We start from the raw sequence: 14,583 nt of genomic DNA on the forward strand, positions 1-14,583 counted from the left end.
ATGAAATGCCATTTTGCATAACTTTCCGGATAGTCCCAAGCGCTCGACGATACGTCACGCGTCACGCGTTGCGCCGCAGTGCCTGGAAGCCGGCCGGCTCCCACATCCGCTTCGCGATCAGCAAGCTGGTGCCGCGCTTCTGCGCGAGCGGGGCCGACGACGATTCCGCATGCAGCGCGGCCGCCTTGCTGCGCAGCCGGCGCAATTCCAGTTCGAGCTCGGCGGAAGCGGCCTCCGTCAGCATCCCCTGCGAGAACGTCATCGTCTCGCCTTCGCCGTCGAAGCGGCTGTCGAGGAAATCGCCGAGCGCGTGCGCATGGAAGTAACGGCGGATCGGCCCGCCCGGCAGCCAGTCGAAATCGCGCGCGACGCGCACGCGAATCCGGTCGCCCGGCAACAGCGCGACGACGTTCATCCGGTCGAGCATCAACAGGTATTTCACGCACTCGGCCTTCGTCACCTGATAGGCCGACACGATGTCCTGCACGGTCCAGTAGTTGATCGCGCAGACGGCGACCAGCAGCAGCTTGTCGTCCGACACGAGCAGCGCCTCCTGCTGCTCGGTCAGCACGTGCAGCCTCGGCGCCGACACGGACGCCTCCTGCACGAGCTCGGCCAGCGTATAGCCGAGCAGCTGGGAGATCTCCACGACGCGCTCCAGCGTGAAGCGGCCGCTGGCGAACAGCCGCTTCACGCTGGTCTCGGAAACGTCGAGCGCACGCGCGACGTCGCGGTAGGTCATGCCCTGCGCCTTCAGCTGGCGCTTCAGCATGTCGATGAGTTGGGCGGTTTCGGTCATTTTGGTATCGAAAAGTGATGCTCGAGGTCAGATATTAGGCTACCTGCGCGCGACGATGAACACATTCGGATACTTGTCTGCATAATCCGCTCCGTGCTGTCACTGAACGACGGAGCCGACATGACCACCCGAACCGACACCGCTGCCTACGAATCGCATCACCCCGCCCCGCGCGATGCCCGCGACACGGATCGCACGATGCCGCTCGCCACGGTCCGCACGCTGGCCGCCAGCGCGCACGTTGGGGATCTCGTGTTCATCCGCGTGCCGGCGAACGCGCCGCGCGACGCGGCAGGCGCGACGGGTGCGTGGGCCAATCGCTTCGGCATCGTCGTCGACACGTCGGGCGACGAGCCCGTGATCGCCGAATCCGCGTGGGCGTGGACGAAGCTCACGCCGCTGTCGCGCTTCGTCGCCCGCACCGACGGCGGACGCATCGCGCTGGCCCGTCGCGTCGCGGCGCCGAGCGCCGATGCGCAGCGCCAGGTGCACGCAACGGCCGAACAACGGATCGACGCCCTGCTCGGCAACCGCTTCAACCTGCGGACGCGGCGCGGGTTCTGCGCGCGCTACGTGAGCGACGTGCTCGGTGCCGACCGGGATGCGACGCCGGCCGCACTGCTGCGCAGCGGCGTGCTGTCACTCGAATTCGACGGGATCGTGTTCGATCCCGGCCGCCCGTCATAACAGGCGCTCAGGGAGACCGGATAACAACAAGAACGACAACACAAAAAAGCGGCGACGGGCTGGCTGGAGGGCCGTGCACGGGGTCGTCACCGACGACGCGAAGCCCGATCGCTTTTTCCGCCGGACAGGATGCCTGTCCGGCGGAATTTTCATTGGCGCATCGGACATAACGAACGGTTATGCGATTCGCGAAAAAAGGTCATTTTGCATAACTTTCCGGATTGGCTAAAGTCGTGCCATCCACTTCGCGAAAGACCTATCAGGAGACGCCCCGATGGATTCCCCCACGATCCTCACGCCGCGCGACTGGCCGTCGCATCCGGCCTATATCCACCCCGAGTACCGTTCGTCGGTGAAGCGCGGCCCGACGCGCCCGCTGATCCCGCTGAAGGAGAAGCTCCGCGACCAGTACGCACCCGTCTACGGCGCCGAAGATCTCGGCGCACTCGACCATGACCTGACGAAGAACGCCGTGAAGAACGGCGAGCCGCTCGGCGAGCGCATGGTCGTCACGGGCCGCGTGCTCGACGAAGGCGGCAAGCCCGTGCGCAACACGCTCGTCGAGGTGTGGCAGGCAAACGCTGCCGGCCGCTACGTGCACAAGGTCGACCAGCACGACGCGCCGCTCGACCCGAACTTCCTCGGCGCCGGTCGCTGCCTGACCGACGACGAAGGCCGCTACCGCTTCCTGACGATCAAGCCCGGCGCATACCCGTGGGGCAACCATCCGAACGCGTGGCGCCCGAATCACATCCACTTCTCGCTGTTCGGCGATTATTTCGGCTCGCGTCTCGTCACGCAGATGTACTTCCCCGGCGACCCGCTGCTCGCGTACGACCCGATCTTCCAGGGCACGCCCGAGGCCGCGCGCGATCGCCTGATCTCGCGCTTCTCGATGGACATCACCGAAGAAGGCTATGCGCTCGGCTACGAATTCGACATCGTGCTGCGCGGCCGCGACGCTACCCCGATGGAGCGCTGAACCATGACGACGCTGAAGCAAACCCCTTCGCAGACGGTCGGCCCGTACTTCGCGTACGGCCTGTGCCCGCAGCAATACGACTACGACCTGAAGAGCCTGTTCACGCCGACGATCGCCGCGGCACACGCCGAAGGCGAGCACGTGCTGCTGGTCGGCCAGGTGTTCGACGGTGACGGCAACGTCGTCGGCGACGCGGTGCTCGAATTCACGCAGGTGGACAGCGCGGGCCGCTACCCCGCGTCGCGCGACGACATCGCGAAATCCGGCTTCACGGGCTTCGCGCGGGTCGGCACCGGCACCGATGCGCAGCAGCGCTTCGTCGTCGAGACGGTGAAGCCGGGCCGCGTCGCCGCCGGCGAAGCGCCGCACATCAACGTGACCGTGATGATGCGCGGGATCCTCACCCACGCATTCACGCGCGTGTATTTCGACGACGAAGCCGCCGCGAACGCAGCCGACCCTGTGCTGAACGCCGTGCCGGCCGAACGCCGCGCGACGCTCGTCGCGAAACGCGATGCGCAGCCGGGCCGCCCGGTCGTCTACCGCTTCGACATCCGCATGCAGGGGCCGGACGAAACCGTGTTCTTCGACGTGTGACGCGCGGGCCGGTGCACGCCGGCTTCGCCCGCTACCGCACCGCCGCGTGGCGCGATACCGACAGGCATCGCGCCACGCGGCGTTTTTCCTGGTCCGTCGTCATCATTCGATGCTGCAGTGCATCGCGCCGCGTCACGGGTGCCGACGGCCTTGCCACGGGACTTCCGCCCCCGCATCGAACGCACGGTTGAAGCGCATGCTGCGAGAGCACACAAGTCGTTCGTCCGACACGATATCGTTTGCGCGTTACGTAGCGTATTCTTCGCTATCCGCAACGCTTCAATGAGATTGAATCGGAACAGGAAACAATTACGCATGTCATGCGCGACACCGCCCGGCAGGCCGTGCGCGCATTTTTTCTGACCGAGTGCCTTGAAACGCGTCTGACCGAAGTTGGCAGGCGCGTTTTTTTTGCGGCAACCGGCACGCCGACGTGGCATGCGCCACTTCGTTCCGGTCAGCGCCGAATCTCCAGATAGCGGCTCGGCGTATCGCCCAGAATGCGGCGAAACGCCGACGTGAACGCGCTGGCGCTCGCATACCCGAGATCGAGCGCGACCCGCGTCACCGGCTGCCCGTCGCTCAGGCGCGCGATCGCCGCGAGCATGCACACCTGCTGGCGCCATACAGCAAAACTCACGCCCGTCTGCGCCCGGAACTGCCGCGTGAACGTGCGGCGGCTCAAGCCCGCGTCCGCGGCGACCTGGTCGAGATCGGCCGCGATCGACGGCGAAGCAAGCAGGTGCCGGCACACCTTCGCCAGCCGCGCGTCGGCCGGCAGCGGCGCATGCAGCGACAGGCGCGGCATCGTCGCGATTTCCGCGACCAGCAGCGCCATCAGCTTGCCCGCGCGCCCGTCGACGTCGTACAGGGCCGGCAAGTCGATCGCATCGTCGATCAGTTGCCGCAGCAGCGCCGAAACGCCATACACACCGCACTGTTCGGGCAGGCCCGCCTCCTGCGCGGCGGCGCCGGACACGAACGTGTTGAGCATCGTGACCGGTCCGGTCATCGTCATTTCGTGCCGCACGCCGGCCGGCACCCAGCATGCGCGCTGCGGCGGCACCAGCCAGCGCCCGTGCGCGTGTTCCGGAAACGTCGTGCCCGCCGCATAGTCGTTCGCGGTCACCACCACGCTCCGGGGAATGTTTTCGTAGGGATCTAGCAGCGTATTTCTCACGGCCCGAATTCCATCATCAATGACCCGATATCGAAGGCGGGTCTCCTTCGCGCGATCTACGATCCGCTCCACCCTTGCGCGACCTGACGGCCGCAAGACCCGTCGGCCTGATCGGCCGGATTACCACTGCATCGGAGCGGACATGCCGAATACGTTTCATCGCGTGGGGGACGGCCCCCACCCTGTTCTTGTACTGCCCGGCTGGTTCGGCGACGCCCACGCGTTCGAACCCGTCGAAGCGTGGCTGTCACGCCAGCACTTCAGCTATGTATTCATGGACTACCGAGGCTACGGCCGCATGCGCGACGCGGTGGGCCACTTCACGATCGACGAGATCGCCGCCGACGCGCTCGCGCTGGCCGATACGCTCGATTTCGCGACCTTCAGCATCGTCGGCCATTCGATGGGCGCGATGGCGGCCGAGAAAATCGCCGTCATCGCGCCCGGGCGTGTGCGCGCTGGTACCGATCACGCCCGTGCCGTGCGGCGGCCTGCCGTTCGACGCGGAGAAACGAGCACTATTCGAGCGCGCCGCCGACCACGTCGCCGATCGCCGAACCATCATCGATCGCAGCACCGGCGGCCGCCTGCCCGCCGCCTGGGTCGAGTGGAAAGCGGCGTATTCGGCAGCCCGTTCTTCGTCGTCGGCGTTCGGCGCGTACTTCCGCGCGTGGGCCGATACGGATTTCGGCGACGAGATCGCCGGCATCCATCCGGTGAAAGTGCTGATCGGCGAGCACGATCCGGCGTTCGACGCGGCACTGATGGCCCGCACCTACCTGCGGCGTTATCCGCTCGCCACCGTCGACGTGCTGCGCAATGCGGGCCACTACCCGATGAACGAGACGCCGCTCGCGCTGGTCGCCGCGATGGAAGCGTTCCTGCTCGCCGTGACGGCGAACCCCGTCGGCAACTCCTGACGACGCGCGGCGCGCAACGGGCGTGGCGGTCATGCGCATCACCGCAGCATGAACGACATCGCCGACAAGCTGTTCAGCGTGCGCACCACATGCTCGACCGAAGGTCCGTCGAAGCGCAGCGTCACCGCATCGACGCGCTCCAGCGACGGCAGCACGCAGAACAGGTCGGCCAGCGCCGCCGTCTGCACGCGCAGCGTGCACGCGGCCGGCGCGGGCCGATGGGCGCCGGCGCGCACGCCTGCCGACAATGCGCGCGCAACCGCTTCGCGCGCAGCCGTGGCGATCCGCGCACATGACGCAGCAGGCGTGAGCGTATCGCCGCTCGACGCGCCGCCGGCCGTCTTGACCGTCTCGAAATGCGCATCCGGGAACAGCGGCTGCGTTTCCGCCGCGAACACGTCGTCGCCCGTGGCCAGCGCGACGTGCGCGCCGTATTCGCGCGCCAGCGCACCGTACAGCCCGGCTTCACCGAGTTCGACGCCGTTCAGCCAGACCTGCGTGAACGCAAAGCTGTTGATCGTGTGCGCGAGCACGCCGCGCGTCTGCGATTTCGCGTGATAGCCGATCATGAACACGAGATCGGGCTGCTGCTCGACGCCCGTCATCATCCCGAGCGTGCGCGGCTTGCCGAGGACGACACGCGCACGCGCATCGAGCCCGTCGGGCAGCAGGTTGCGGAAACCGCCGTGCGAATCGTTGACCCACACCACCTGCGCACCGCCCATGAACGCGCCTTCGATCGCCGCGTTCGCCTCGGCGGTCATCCAGCGGCGCGCGCGCTCGTATTCCGGATTGCCGGCGCGCGTCTGCTCGATGGCGAATACGCCGGCGACGCCTTCGATGTCGGTCGAAATCAGGATCTTCATGACTGGGTAAGACGTCCTTCGTGGCCTTCGTTGAACAGGCGATCGAGATCGGGCACCGCATCGCGCAGCGATTGCCGCACGTGGCCGTCGCGCCCGGCCACCGTCACGGCCTGCAGCAGCGCGTCGGCGATCGCATGCTCGACGCTTTCGGCCGCGGCCATGAACAACGGATCGAGCGCCGCATCGGCGACGAGGGCCGGCAGCGCGAGGGTCGATGCGTCGTGCGCGATCGTGTAGGCCGTGGAGAAGGCGAGCGCGATGTCGCCGCTGCCGTGCCCGTAGACCGAGCCGGTGCGGGCCAGCCCCGCCCCGGCGCGGCGCGCGAGCCGCGACAGTTGCCGCGCATCGAGCGGCGCGTCGGTCGCCAGCAGCAGGATGATCGATCCTTGCTCCGGCGGCGCCGCATGCGCGGCCTCGGCCGCACGCCGTTGCGCGACGATGCGTCCGACCGGCACGCCGCCGAGCGTCAGCATCGGCAGCCGGCCGAAATTCGCGAGCACGAGCGCGCCGACCGTATAGGGCCGCCCCGCCGCGACGGCGACGCGCGATGCCGAACCGATCCCGCCCTTCAGGTCGAAGCTCGACATCCCGCGCCCCGCGCCCACCGCGCCGCGTGCGACGTCACGCGATGCCGCGCGGCACGCGTCGTCGTAATGCGCGGGCGTGACCGCGAACGCCTGGATATCGTTCAGATAGCCGTCGTTGCACTCGAACACGAGCGGGTTGACGGTCGACCAGTCGCGGCCGACCTGCGGATTCGCCGCGATCGCCGCACGAATCTGCGCCTGCGCGAGCGCGCCGACGCCGAACGTATTGGTGAGCGCGATCGGCGTCTCGAGCGTGCCGAGCTCGTCGACCTGCACGAGCCCGACACTCTTGCCGAAGCCGTTGATCACCGCCGCCCCCGCCGGCACCTTGCTGCGGTACACGTCGCCCGGATGCGGCTTCACGACGGTCACGCCCGTCTGCACGTTGCCTGCGTCGAGCGTGCAATGGCCGACCGTCACGCCCGGCACGTCGGCGATCGTGCCGCGCGGCCCGGACGGCAGCGTCGCCGTCCACATCGGTGCATGGCGCATCAGCGGCGCTCCAGCTTCGGATCGAGCGCGTCGCGCAGCCCGTCGCCGAGCAGGTTGAACGCGAGCACGGTCAGGAAGATCGCCAGGCTCGGGAAGATCGCGATGTGCGGCGCCGTCACCATGTCCGCGCGCGCCTCGTTGAGCATCGCGCCCCACTCCGGTGTGGGCGGTTGCGCGCCGAGCCCGAGGAACGACAGGCTCGCGGCCGTGATGATCGACGTGCCGATCCGCATCGTGAAGTAGACGACGACCGACGATACGGTGCCCGGCAGGATGTGCCGCATGATGATCGTCCAGTCCGACGCGCCGATGCTGCGCGCGGCCTCGACGTAGGTCATGTGCTTGAGCATCAGCGTGTTGCCGCGCACGAGCCGCGCGAACGCCGGGATGCTGAAGATCGCGACCGCGCAGATCACGTTGACCATCCCGTTGCCGAGGATCGCGACCACGCCGATCGCGAGCAGGATGCCCGGGAACGCGAACAGCACGTCGGCCACGCGCATCGTGATGCGGTCCCACCAGCCTTCGTAGTAGCCGGCGAGCAGCCCGAAGATCGTGCCGATCACCGCACCGAGCGCAACCGAGAAGAAGCCGGCCGCGAGCGAGATACGCGTGCCCGCGATGATCCGGCTGAAGATGTCGCGGCCGAGCGAATCGACGCCGAACCAGTGCACGGCCGACGGCCCCGCGTTCAGCGCGTCGTAGTCGAAATAGTTCTCCGGATCGAACGGCACGATGTGCGGGCCGACGAACGCCAGCACGACGAGCGCCAGCACGAAGCCGCCCGCGACGAGCGCGACGGTCTGCTTGCGGAACTTGCGCCAGAATTCGCGCCATGGCGTGCGGATCGCGGCGGGTGCGGCCGGCGCCGCGGTCTGGACTGTCGCGTTCATGCGCGCCTCACTTGAACCGGATGGTCGGGTTGATGACCGCGTACAGCACGTCGACGGTCAGGTTGATCAGGATGAACTCGAGCGAAAACAGCAACACGATCGCCTGGATCACCGGGTAGTCGCGCATCGTCACCGCGTCGACGAGCAGGCGGCCGAGCCCCGGCCAGTTGAACACGACCTCGACGACGATCGAGCCGCCGAGCAGGAAGCCGAACTGCAGCCCCATCATCGTGACGACCGGGATCATCGCGTTGCGCAGGCAGTGCTTGAGCACCACCATCGGCTCGTGCACGCCTTTCGCACGCGCGGTGCGCACGAAATCCTCGTTCAGCACCTCGACGAACGACGCGCGCGTGAAGCGCGCCATCACGGCCGCGACCGCGGCGCCGAGCGTCAGCGACGGCAGCACGTAGCTTTTCCACGAACCGTCCGGCACGACCGGCAGCCAGCCGAGCTTCACCGAGAAGACTTCCATCAGCAGCATGCCGAGCGCGAACGCGGGAAACGAGATGCCCGACACCGCGAGCGTCATGCCGAGGCGATCCGGCCAGCGGTTGCGCCATACCGCCGACGCGATGCCGATCGCCATCCCGAAGGCCGTCGCCCACACCATGCTGACGAGCGTCAGCATCAGCGTCGGCATGAAGCGCTCGCCGATCTCGGTCGAGACCGGCCGCTTGCTGCGCGTCGACATGCCGAAGTCGCCGTGCGCGATCTTCGTGAAGAAGTTCACGAACTGCGCGGGCAGCGGCCGGTCGAGCCCGAGATCGGCACGCACGAGCGCGACCGTCGCGTCGTCGGCTTCGGGGCCGGCCGCGAGCCGCGCCGGGTCGCCCGGCAGCAGGTGAACGAACAGGAACACCAGCACCGCGACGATCGCGAGCGTGGGCAGCAGGCCGAACAGGCGTTTGACGAGAAAATTCAGCATGGGGCACCGATCGAATCAGCGTGCCGGCGGCTCGCGCCGCCGGCACCGCATGGCGGACGAACCGCCGTCATCACCACTGTCATTTCAGCGAGATTTCGTCGAAGTTGAACGAGCCGTCCGGCATCACGTACGCACCCTGCAGCCGCTTGCTGCGCGCATACACGATCTTCTCCTGGACGAGGAAGATCCACGGCGCATCGGTCCAGATCTGCTTCTGCGCATCGGCGTAGAGGTCGGTCTTCTTCGCGCGATCGACCGTCTCGAGCGCCTTCGTCAGATCGCCGTCGACCGTGTCGTTCTTGTAGTACGCGGTGTTGACGAGCTTCGGCGGCGCCGACGCGCCGGCGAGCAGCGGCGTGATCGCCCAGTTCGCTTCACCCGTCGACGACGACCAGCCGATGTAGTACATCCGCACCGGCGCCTTCGCCGGATCCGGCGCGCTCTCGACCTTCGCGACGCGCTCGCCGGCCTCCAGCGCCTGCACCTGCACCTTCACGCCGACCTGCGCGAGCTGCTGCTGCACGAACTGGATCGCCTTCTGCGATGTCGAGTTGTTATACGCGGACCACAGCGTCGTCTCGAAGCCGTTCGGATAGCCGGCCTCCTTCAGCAGCGCGCGCGCCTTCGCCGGGTCGTACGGCCACGGGCCCAGCTTCGTCGCGTAGTCGACACCCTGCGGCACCACGCCGGTGGACGGCGTCGCGAAGCCGGAGAACGCGACCTTCGCGAGCGCTTCCTTGTTCACCGCGTAGTTCAGCGCCTGGCGCACCTTCGGGTTGTCGAACGGCTTCTGCAGCATGTTCAGCGACACGTAGCGCTGCACGATCGACGGCCGCTCCACGATGTCGACCTTCGGGTTGCCCTTCAGGTCGACCGCCTGCTCGAACGGGATGCGGAACGCGAAATCGGCTTCGCCCGTCTTGATCAGCGCGGCACGCGTGTTGTTGTCGACCACCGGCTTCCAGTCGATCGCGTCGATCTTCGGATAGCCCTTCTTCCAGTAGCCGGTGAACTTCTTCACCTTCAAGTCGTCGGTCTGCTTCCATTCGACGAACTCGAACGGGCCGGTGCCGACCGGATGCAGCGCGATGTCGCGGCCCCACTTCTTCAGCGCGGCCGGCGAGATCATCACGGCCGACGGGTGCGCGAACGTGTTGATCAGCGCCGAGAACGGCTCGCGCAGCGTGATCTTCACCGTGTACGGATCGACCACTTCGGTCTTCTCGATCACGCGGAACATGTTGTAGCGCTTCAGGTGGTTCGCCGGATCGGTCACGCGGTCGAAGTTCGCCTTCACGGCCGCCGCGTTGAAATCGGTGCCGTCGTGGAACTTCACGCCCTGGCGCAGCTTGATCGTGTAGACCTTCGCATCGGGGCTCGCGTCGTAGCTCGTCGCCAGCACGTTGACGAGCTTCATGTCCTTGTCGAAGCCGAACAGGCCCTGGTAGAACGACTTGACGACGGCCTGCGACACCGTGTCGTTCGCGTCGTACGGGTCCATCGTCGTGAACGTCGAATCCACCGCCATCACCGCGGTCTGCTGCGCGAACGCGGGCACCGCGGCCGACAGCGCGAACGCGCCGGCAAGCGCGACGAAACACGCGCGCGGACGAAACATCGGGAACGGATGCTGCTTGGTCATGTTGCTGGGCTCCTATCGGTGAATCGGTGACGCCTCACGGGCGTTTCGGTTTCGACTTCCTGCACGCTCGCGCATCGCCATGGCGACGCATTGCTTCAGTACGCGCCGCCGACGCGATGCGTCGCGACGTAATGATCGGGGCCGACCGCGACGAGCGGTGCGACGACCGGGTCGTCGCCGACCGCGCGGATCGGGCTCGGGATTTCGTCGGCCGCCAGCTGGCGCGGCGCATGCCGGCGCGCCGGATCGGCCACCGGCACCGCGCTCATCAGCTTCTTCGTGTACGGGTGCTGCGGCGCCTCGAACACCGCGCGGCGCGGGCCGATCTCGATGATCTGGCCGAGATACATCACCGCGACGCGATGGCTGATGCGCTCGACCACCGCCATGTCGTGCGAGATGAACAGGTACGCGACGCCGAGCTCGCGCTGCAGGTCGAGCATCAGGTTGACGATCTGCGCCTGCACCGACACGTCGAGCGCCGACACCGATTCGTCGGCGATCACGACCTTCGGGTTCAGCGCGAGCGCGCGCGCGATCGCGATCCGCTGGCGCTGGCCGCCCGAGAATTCGTGCGGATAGCGGCGCGCGGCCTCGGGCGGCAGGCCGACCTTGTCGAGCAACCAGTCGACGCGCGCCTGCGCTTCGCGGCCGCTCGCGACGCCGTGCACGAGCAGCGGCTCCATGATCGAGAAGCCGACGGTCAGGCGCGGGTTCAGCGACGCGAACGGATCCTGGAAGATGAACTGGATGTTCCGGCGCAGCGCCTGCAGGTCCGGGCCCTTCAGCGCACTGATGTCGCGGCCGTCGAATTCGATCGAGCCGCTCTGCGATTCGACGAGGCGCAGCAGCGAGCGGCCGGTGGTCGACTTGCCGCAGCCCGATTCGCCGACCAGCGCGAGCGTCTCGCCCGCGCGCAGTTCGAAGCTCACCCGTTCCACCGCGTGCACGTATTGCGACACGCGGCCGAACACGCCGCTCTTCACCGGGAAGCGCGTCACGAGATCGCGCACGCGCAGGATCGGCGACGCGGACGGGTCGACGGGCGGCTGCACATCGTCGTTCGCCGCGGGGGCGGGCGACGCCGCCGGGGTTGCCGCACTCGCGCCCTCCACCTTCAGCAGCGGGAATTTCTCGGGTGCATCGGTGCCCTGCATCGAGCCGAGTTTCGGCACGGCCGCGAGCAGCGCACGCGTGTAGCGATGCTCAGGCGCCGCGAAAATGCGATCCGATTCGCCCTCCTCGACCTTCTCGCCGCGATACATCACGAGCACGCGGTCGGCCACTTCGGCCACCACGCCCATGTCGTGCGTGATGAAGATCACGCCCATGTTCATCTCGTCCTGCAGCCCGCGCACCAGTTGCAGGATCTGCGCCTGGATCGTCACGTCGAGCGCGGTCGTCGGCTCGTCGGCGATCAGCAGCGACGGCCGGCACGACAGCGCCATCGCGATCATCACCCGCTGCCGCATCCCGCCCGACAACTGGTGCGGATAGCGCGCGAACACGCGGCGCGCCTCCGGAATGCGCACGAGTTCGAGCAGCCGCAGCGTTTCCGCGCGCGCTTCCGACAGGCTTTTCGACTGGTGCAGCGCGATCGCCTCGCTGATCTGGTCGCCGACCGTGAACACCGGGTTCAGCGACGTCATCGGCTCCTGGAAGATCATCGCGATGTCCGCGCCGCGAATGCCGCGCATCGTCGCGCCGCTGGCCTGCGCGAGATCGACGATCGCGCCGCCGCGCCGGCGGAACGCGATCCGGCCGTTCGTGATCGCGCCGCCGCCGTGCTCGACGAGCCGCATCAGCGCGAGCGACGTGACCGACTTGCCCGAGCCCGATTCGCCGACGATCGCGAGCGTCTCGCCGCGATCGACGTGAAACGACACGTTGCGTACCGCGTCGAACGTCGCGCCTTCGCGGCGGAACGTGACCGACAGGTCGTCGACGGCCACCACGCGCTGCTCGGGCAGCACCAGGCCGGACGGGTTACGGCTCGAAGTCATCGTGGGTCTCCTCCTCGTGCGGGCCGGGATCAGGCCGTGTCGTCGTCGCGATAGATGCCGACCACCGGCGCTTCGCCGACGCGCGCATAGCCGCGGTACATCCCTTCGGTGTTGAACGGCATCGCGACGTTGCCCTGCGCATCGACCGCGATGATCCCGCCGCGGCCCGCGAGGCGCGGCAGCTTGTTCATCACGACGTCGTGCGCGGCCTCGGCGAGCGATGCGCCGCGATACGCGATCTGCGCGGCCACGTCATGCGCGGTCGCGAGCCGGATGAACATCTCGCCGGTGCCCGTCGCGGATACGGCGCAGGTCGCGTCGTCCGCATAGCAGCCCGCGCCGATGATCGGCGAATCGCCGACACGCCCCGGCTGCTTGTTCGTGATGCCGCCCGTCGACGTCGCGGCCGCGATGTGGCCGTGCTGGTCGCATGCGACCGCGCCGACCGTGCCGTGCTTGCGGTCCGGGTCGAGCGGTTCGGCCGGTTGCTGCAGCTGCTGTGATGCGCCGAACGTGAACGTCGCCGCGTCGTGGTCGAGCATGGCGCCCGCCGCTGCGCGCGCCTTGACCCACTGCGCGTGACGCGCCTCGGTGTGGAAGTAACCCGGTTCCGCGAGTTCGAGCCCCTGCGCGGCCGCGAACGCATCGGCGCCGTCACCGGCGAACAGCACGTGCTCGCTGGCTTCCATCACGCGCCGCGCGGCCAGCACCGGATTGCGCACACGCGTCGCGCAGCAGATCGCGCCGGCGCCGAGCGTCGCGCCATCCATCACCGCCGCGTCGAGTTCATGCTTGCCCTCGGCCGTATAGACGGCGCCGCGCCCAGCGTTGAACAGCGGACAATCCTCGAGCATCCGCACCGCGACGGTGACGGCGTCGAGCGCGCTGCCGCCATCGGCCAGCACTTGCTGCGCGGCCGTCAGGATGGCGGTCAGTTCGGCACGGTACTGACGTTCGGTGTCGGAATCCATCGCTTCGCGCAGGATCGTGCCTGCGCCGCCGTGAATCGCCACGATCGCGGGTGAAGTCATGTTTTTTTCGGACGGTGAGTAGAAGGGTTGGCGGCCGGTGGCGTCGCTTGCGGCTGGATGAGCCACGGCAGCAGGAATTCGGTCATCTCGGCCGCGGATTTCGCGGACCGGTGCGTGCGCAGCGCGACCGCGTCGATCAGCGCCTCGATCATCGCGAGCACGGCCGCTTCCGACGTCGCCGCGAATCGCCGCTCGGCCTTGACGTACAGGTTCAGCGACGCGATCGGCGCAAGCGGCGATTGCGGGCCGTCGGAGATACCCAGCACGCGTGCCCCGCGCGCCGCCGCGCGACGGGCGAGTTCGATCGTGTCCTTCACGTAGCGCGGAAACGCGAGCGCGATCACGAGATCGCGCGAGTCGGCCGTATACAGCCGCCGCGCCGCGTGCGACGGGCCGCCGAGCAGCGCGAGCGACTGCACGTTGTCGTGACAGACGGACAGCCCGTGCTCCATCAGCCCGGTGAGAAACGCGCTCGACCCCGCGCCGAGAATCAGCACGCGCCGCGCGCCGACGATCGCCTCGACCGCGGCCTCGACATCGGCTGCGTCCAGTTGCGCACGCGTGTTCTCGATGTTCGCGACGGCCTGGTCGAATACCGCGTCGATCCACGCGGCGCCGCGCACGCCCGGCTCCTGCTCCTGCGCGGAACGCAGCCGCTCGACCGGCCCGAGCGTCGCCTCGAAGCCACGCACGAGCGCCGCGCGCATCGCCGGATAGCCATCGAAACCGAGCGCCTTCGCGAAGCGGTTCGCGGTCGCGATCGACGCATTCACGGCCTGCGCGAGTTCGTCGATGCGCATCGTCGCCGCGCGGAACGGATTCGCGAGCACGAACTCGCCCATGCGGCGGTGGATCGGCGTCATCAACGGCATTGCCGACGCGATCCGCTCGGCGATGGCGGGTTCGTCGCGACTGGCGTCGGGCGGAACGAGAGGCGTCATGCGAAGGGTTGTTGCAAGGATGATGAAAATGAATT

The 14,583-nt window shown here is 67.9% G+C and carries 13 protein-coding genes and 1 pseudogene; 4 read left to right on the forward strand and 10 right to left on the reverse strand.

Going from position 1 to position 14,583, the window contains the following annotated elements:
- Positions 1–61 precede the first annotated feature (61 nt).
- Complete coding sequence (locus CFB43_RS26085) at positions 62–799, reverse strand: helix-turn-helix domain-containing protein (protein WP_089497163.1); 738 nt, start codon at positions 797–799, stop codon at positions 62–64.
- Between the two features lie 120 nt (positions 800–919).
- Here CFB43_RS26085 and CFB43_RS26090 point away from each other — a divergent pair, with 120 nt between their 5' ends.
- The 3 genes from CFB43_RS26090 (at position 920) to pcaG (ending at position 3,065) form a co-directional block, all read left to right on the forward strand.
- The gene (locus tag CFB43_RS26090) at positions 920–1,486 is read left to right on the forward strand and encodes a YiiX/YebB-like N1pC/P60 family cysteine hydrolase (RefSeq protein WP_089497164.1); all 567 of its coding nucleotides are present in this window, start codon (positions 920–922) and stop codon (positions 1,484–1,486) included.
- Between the two features lie 274 nt (positions 1,487–1,760).
- Positions 1,761–2,468 carry a protocatechuate 3,4-dioxygenase subunit beta gene (gene pcaH / locus CFB43_RS26095; protein ID WP_059683235.1) on the forward strand — a complete coding sequence of 236 codons (708 nt, stop codon included), beginning with the start codon at positions 1,761–1,763 and terminating at the stop codon, positions 2,466–2,468.
- Positions 2,469–2,471: 3 nt separating this feature from the next.
- Positions 2,472–3,065, forward strand: coding sequence for a protocatechuate 3,4-dioxygenase subunit alpha (pcaG, locus tag CFB43_RS26100; protein ID WP_089442670.1), 594 nt, complete (start codon positions 2,472–2,474; stop codon positions 3,063–3,065).
- A gap of 457 nt (positions 3,066–3,522) precedes the next feature.
- On the opposite strand, the gene CFB43_RS26105 is transcribed toward pcaG, so the two are convergent.
- Complete coding sequence (locus CFB43_RS26105; protein ID WP_089497165.1) at positions 3,523–4,245, reverse strand: AraC family transcriptional regulator; 723 nt, start codon at positions 4,243–4,245, stop codon at positions 3,523–3,525.
- A gap of 142 nt (positions 4,246–4,387) precedes the next feature.
- On the opposite strand from CFB43_RS26105, the pseudogene CFB43_RS26110 reads away from it, so the two are divergent.
- Positions 4,388–5,165, forward strand: a pseudogene (locus tag CFB43_RS26110) (alpha/beta fold hydrolase).
- Positions 5,166–5,203: 38 nt separating this feature from the next.
- On the opposite strand, the gene CFB43_RS26115 reads toward CFB43_RS26110, so the two are convergent.
- From CFB43_RS26115 to CFB43_RS26150, 8 genes are all read right to left on the reverse strand, one after another.
- Positions 5,204–6,031 (reverse strand): M55 family metallopeptidase, encoded by an 828-nt coding sequence (locus tag CFB43_RS26115; RefSeq protein ID WP_089497166.1) that lies wholly within the window; start codon positions 6,029–6,031, stop codon positions 5,204–5,206.
- A complete protein-coding gene (locus CFB43_RS26120; RefSeq protein ID WP_089497167.1) occupies positions 6,028–7,110 on the reverse strand; it encodes a DmpA family aminopeptidase in 1,083 nt (360 codons plus the stop codon). Before CFB43_RS26120 ends, CFB43_RS26115 begins: the two co-directional genes overlap by 4 nt.
- Positions 7,110–8,003: a glutathione ABC transporter permease GsiD gene (gene gsiD / locus CFB43_RS26125; protein WP_089497168.1), complete on the reverse strand. Its 894-nt coding sequence runs from the start codon at positions 8,001–8,003 to the stop codon at positions 7,110–7,112. Before gsiD ends, CFB43_RS26120 begins: the two co-directional genes overlap by 1 nt.
- Positions 8,004–8,010: 7 nt before the next feature.
- The gene (gsiC, locus tag CFB43_RS26130) at positions 8,011–8,931 is read right to left on the reverse strand and encodes a glutathione ABC transporter permease GsiC (RefSeq protein ID WP_085037810.1); all 921 of its coding nucleotides are present in this window, start codon (positions 8,929–8,931) and stop codon (positions 8,011–8,013) included.
- 79 nt (positions 8,932–9,010) lie between these two features.
- Entirely contained in the window at positions 9,011–10,573 is a 1,563-nt protein-coding gene (gene gsiB / locus CFB43_RS26135) for a glutathione ABC transporter substrate-binding protein GsiB (RefSeq protein ID WP_089497169.1), read from the reverse strand.
- Between the two features lie 95 nt (positions 10,574–10,668).
- Positions 10,669–12,576, reverse strand: coding sequence for a dipeptide ABC transporter ATP-binding protein (locus tag CFB43_RS26140; protein ID WP_089497170.1), 1,908 nt, complete (start codon positions 12,574–12,576; stop codon positions 10,669–10,671).
- Between the two features lie 29 nt (positions 12,577–12,605).
- The gene (locus CFB43_RS26145; protein WP_089497171.1) at positions 12,606–13,607 is read right to left on the reverse strand and encodes an isoaspartyl peptidase/L-asparaginase family protein; all 1,002 of its coding nucleotides are present in this window, start codon (positions 13,605–13,607) and stop codon (positions 12,606–12,608) included.
- Entirely contained in the window at positions 13,604–14,548 is a 945-nt protein-coding gene (locus tag CFB43_RS26150) for a MurR/RpiR family transcriptional regulator (RefSeq protein WP_089497172.1), read from the reverse strand. The genes CFB43_RS26145 and CFB43_RS26150 overlap by 4 nt, the downstream gene beginning before the upstream one ends.
- Between the last annotated feature and the right edge of the window lie 35 nt (positions 14,549–14,583).

It is taken from the genome of Burkholderia sp. AU15512, from assembly GCF_002223325.1.
Taxonomy (GTDB): domain Bacteria; phylum Pseudomonadota; class Gammaproteobacteria; order Burkholderiales; family Burkholderiaceae; genus Burkholderia.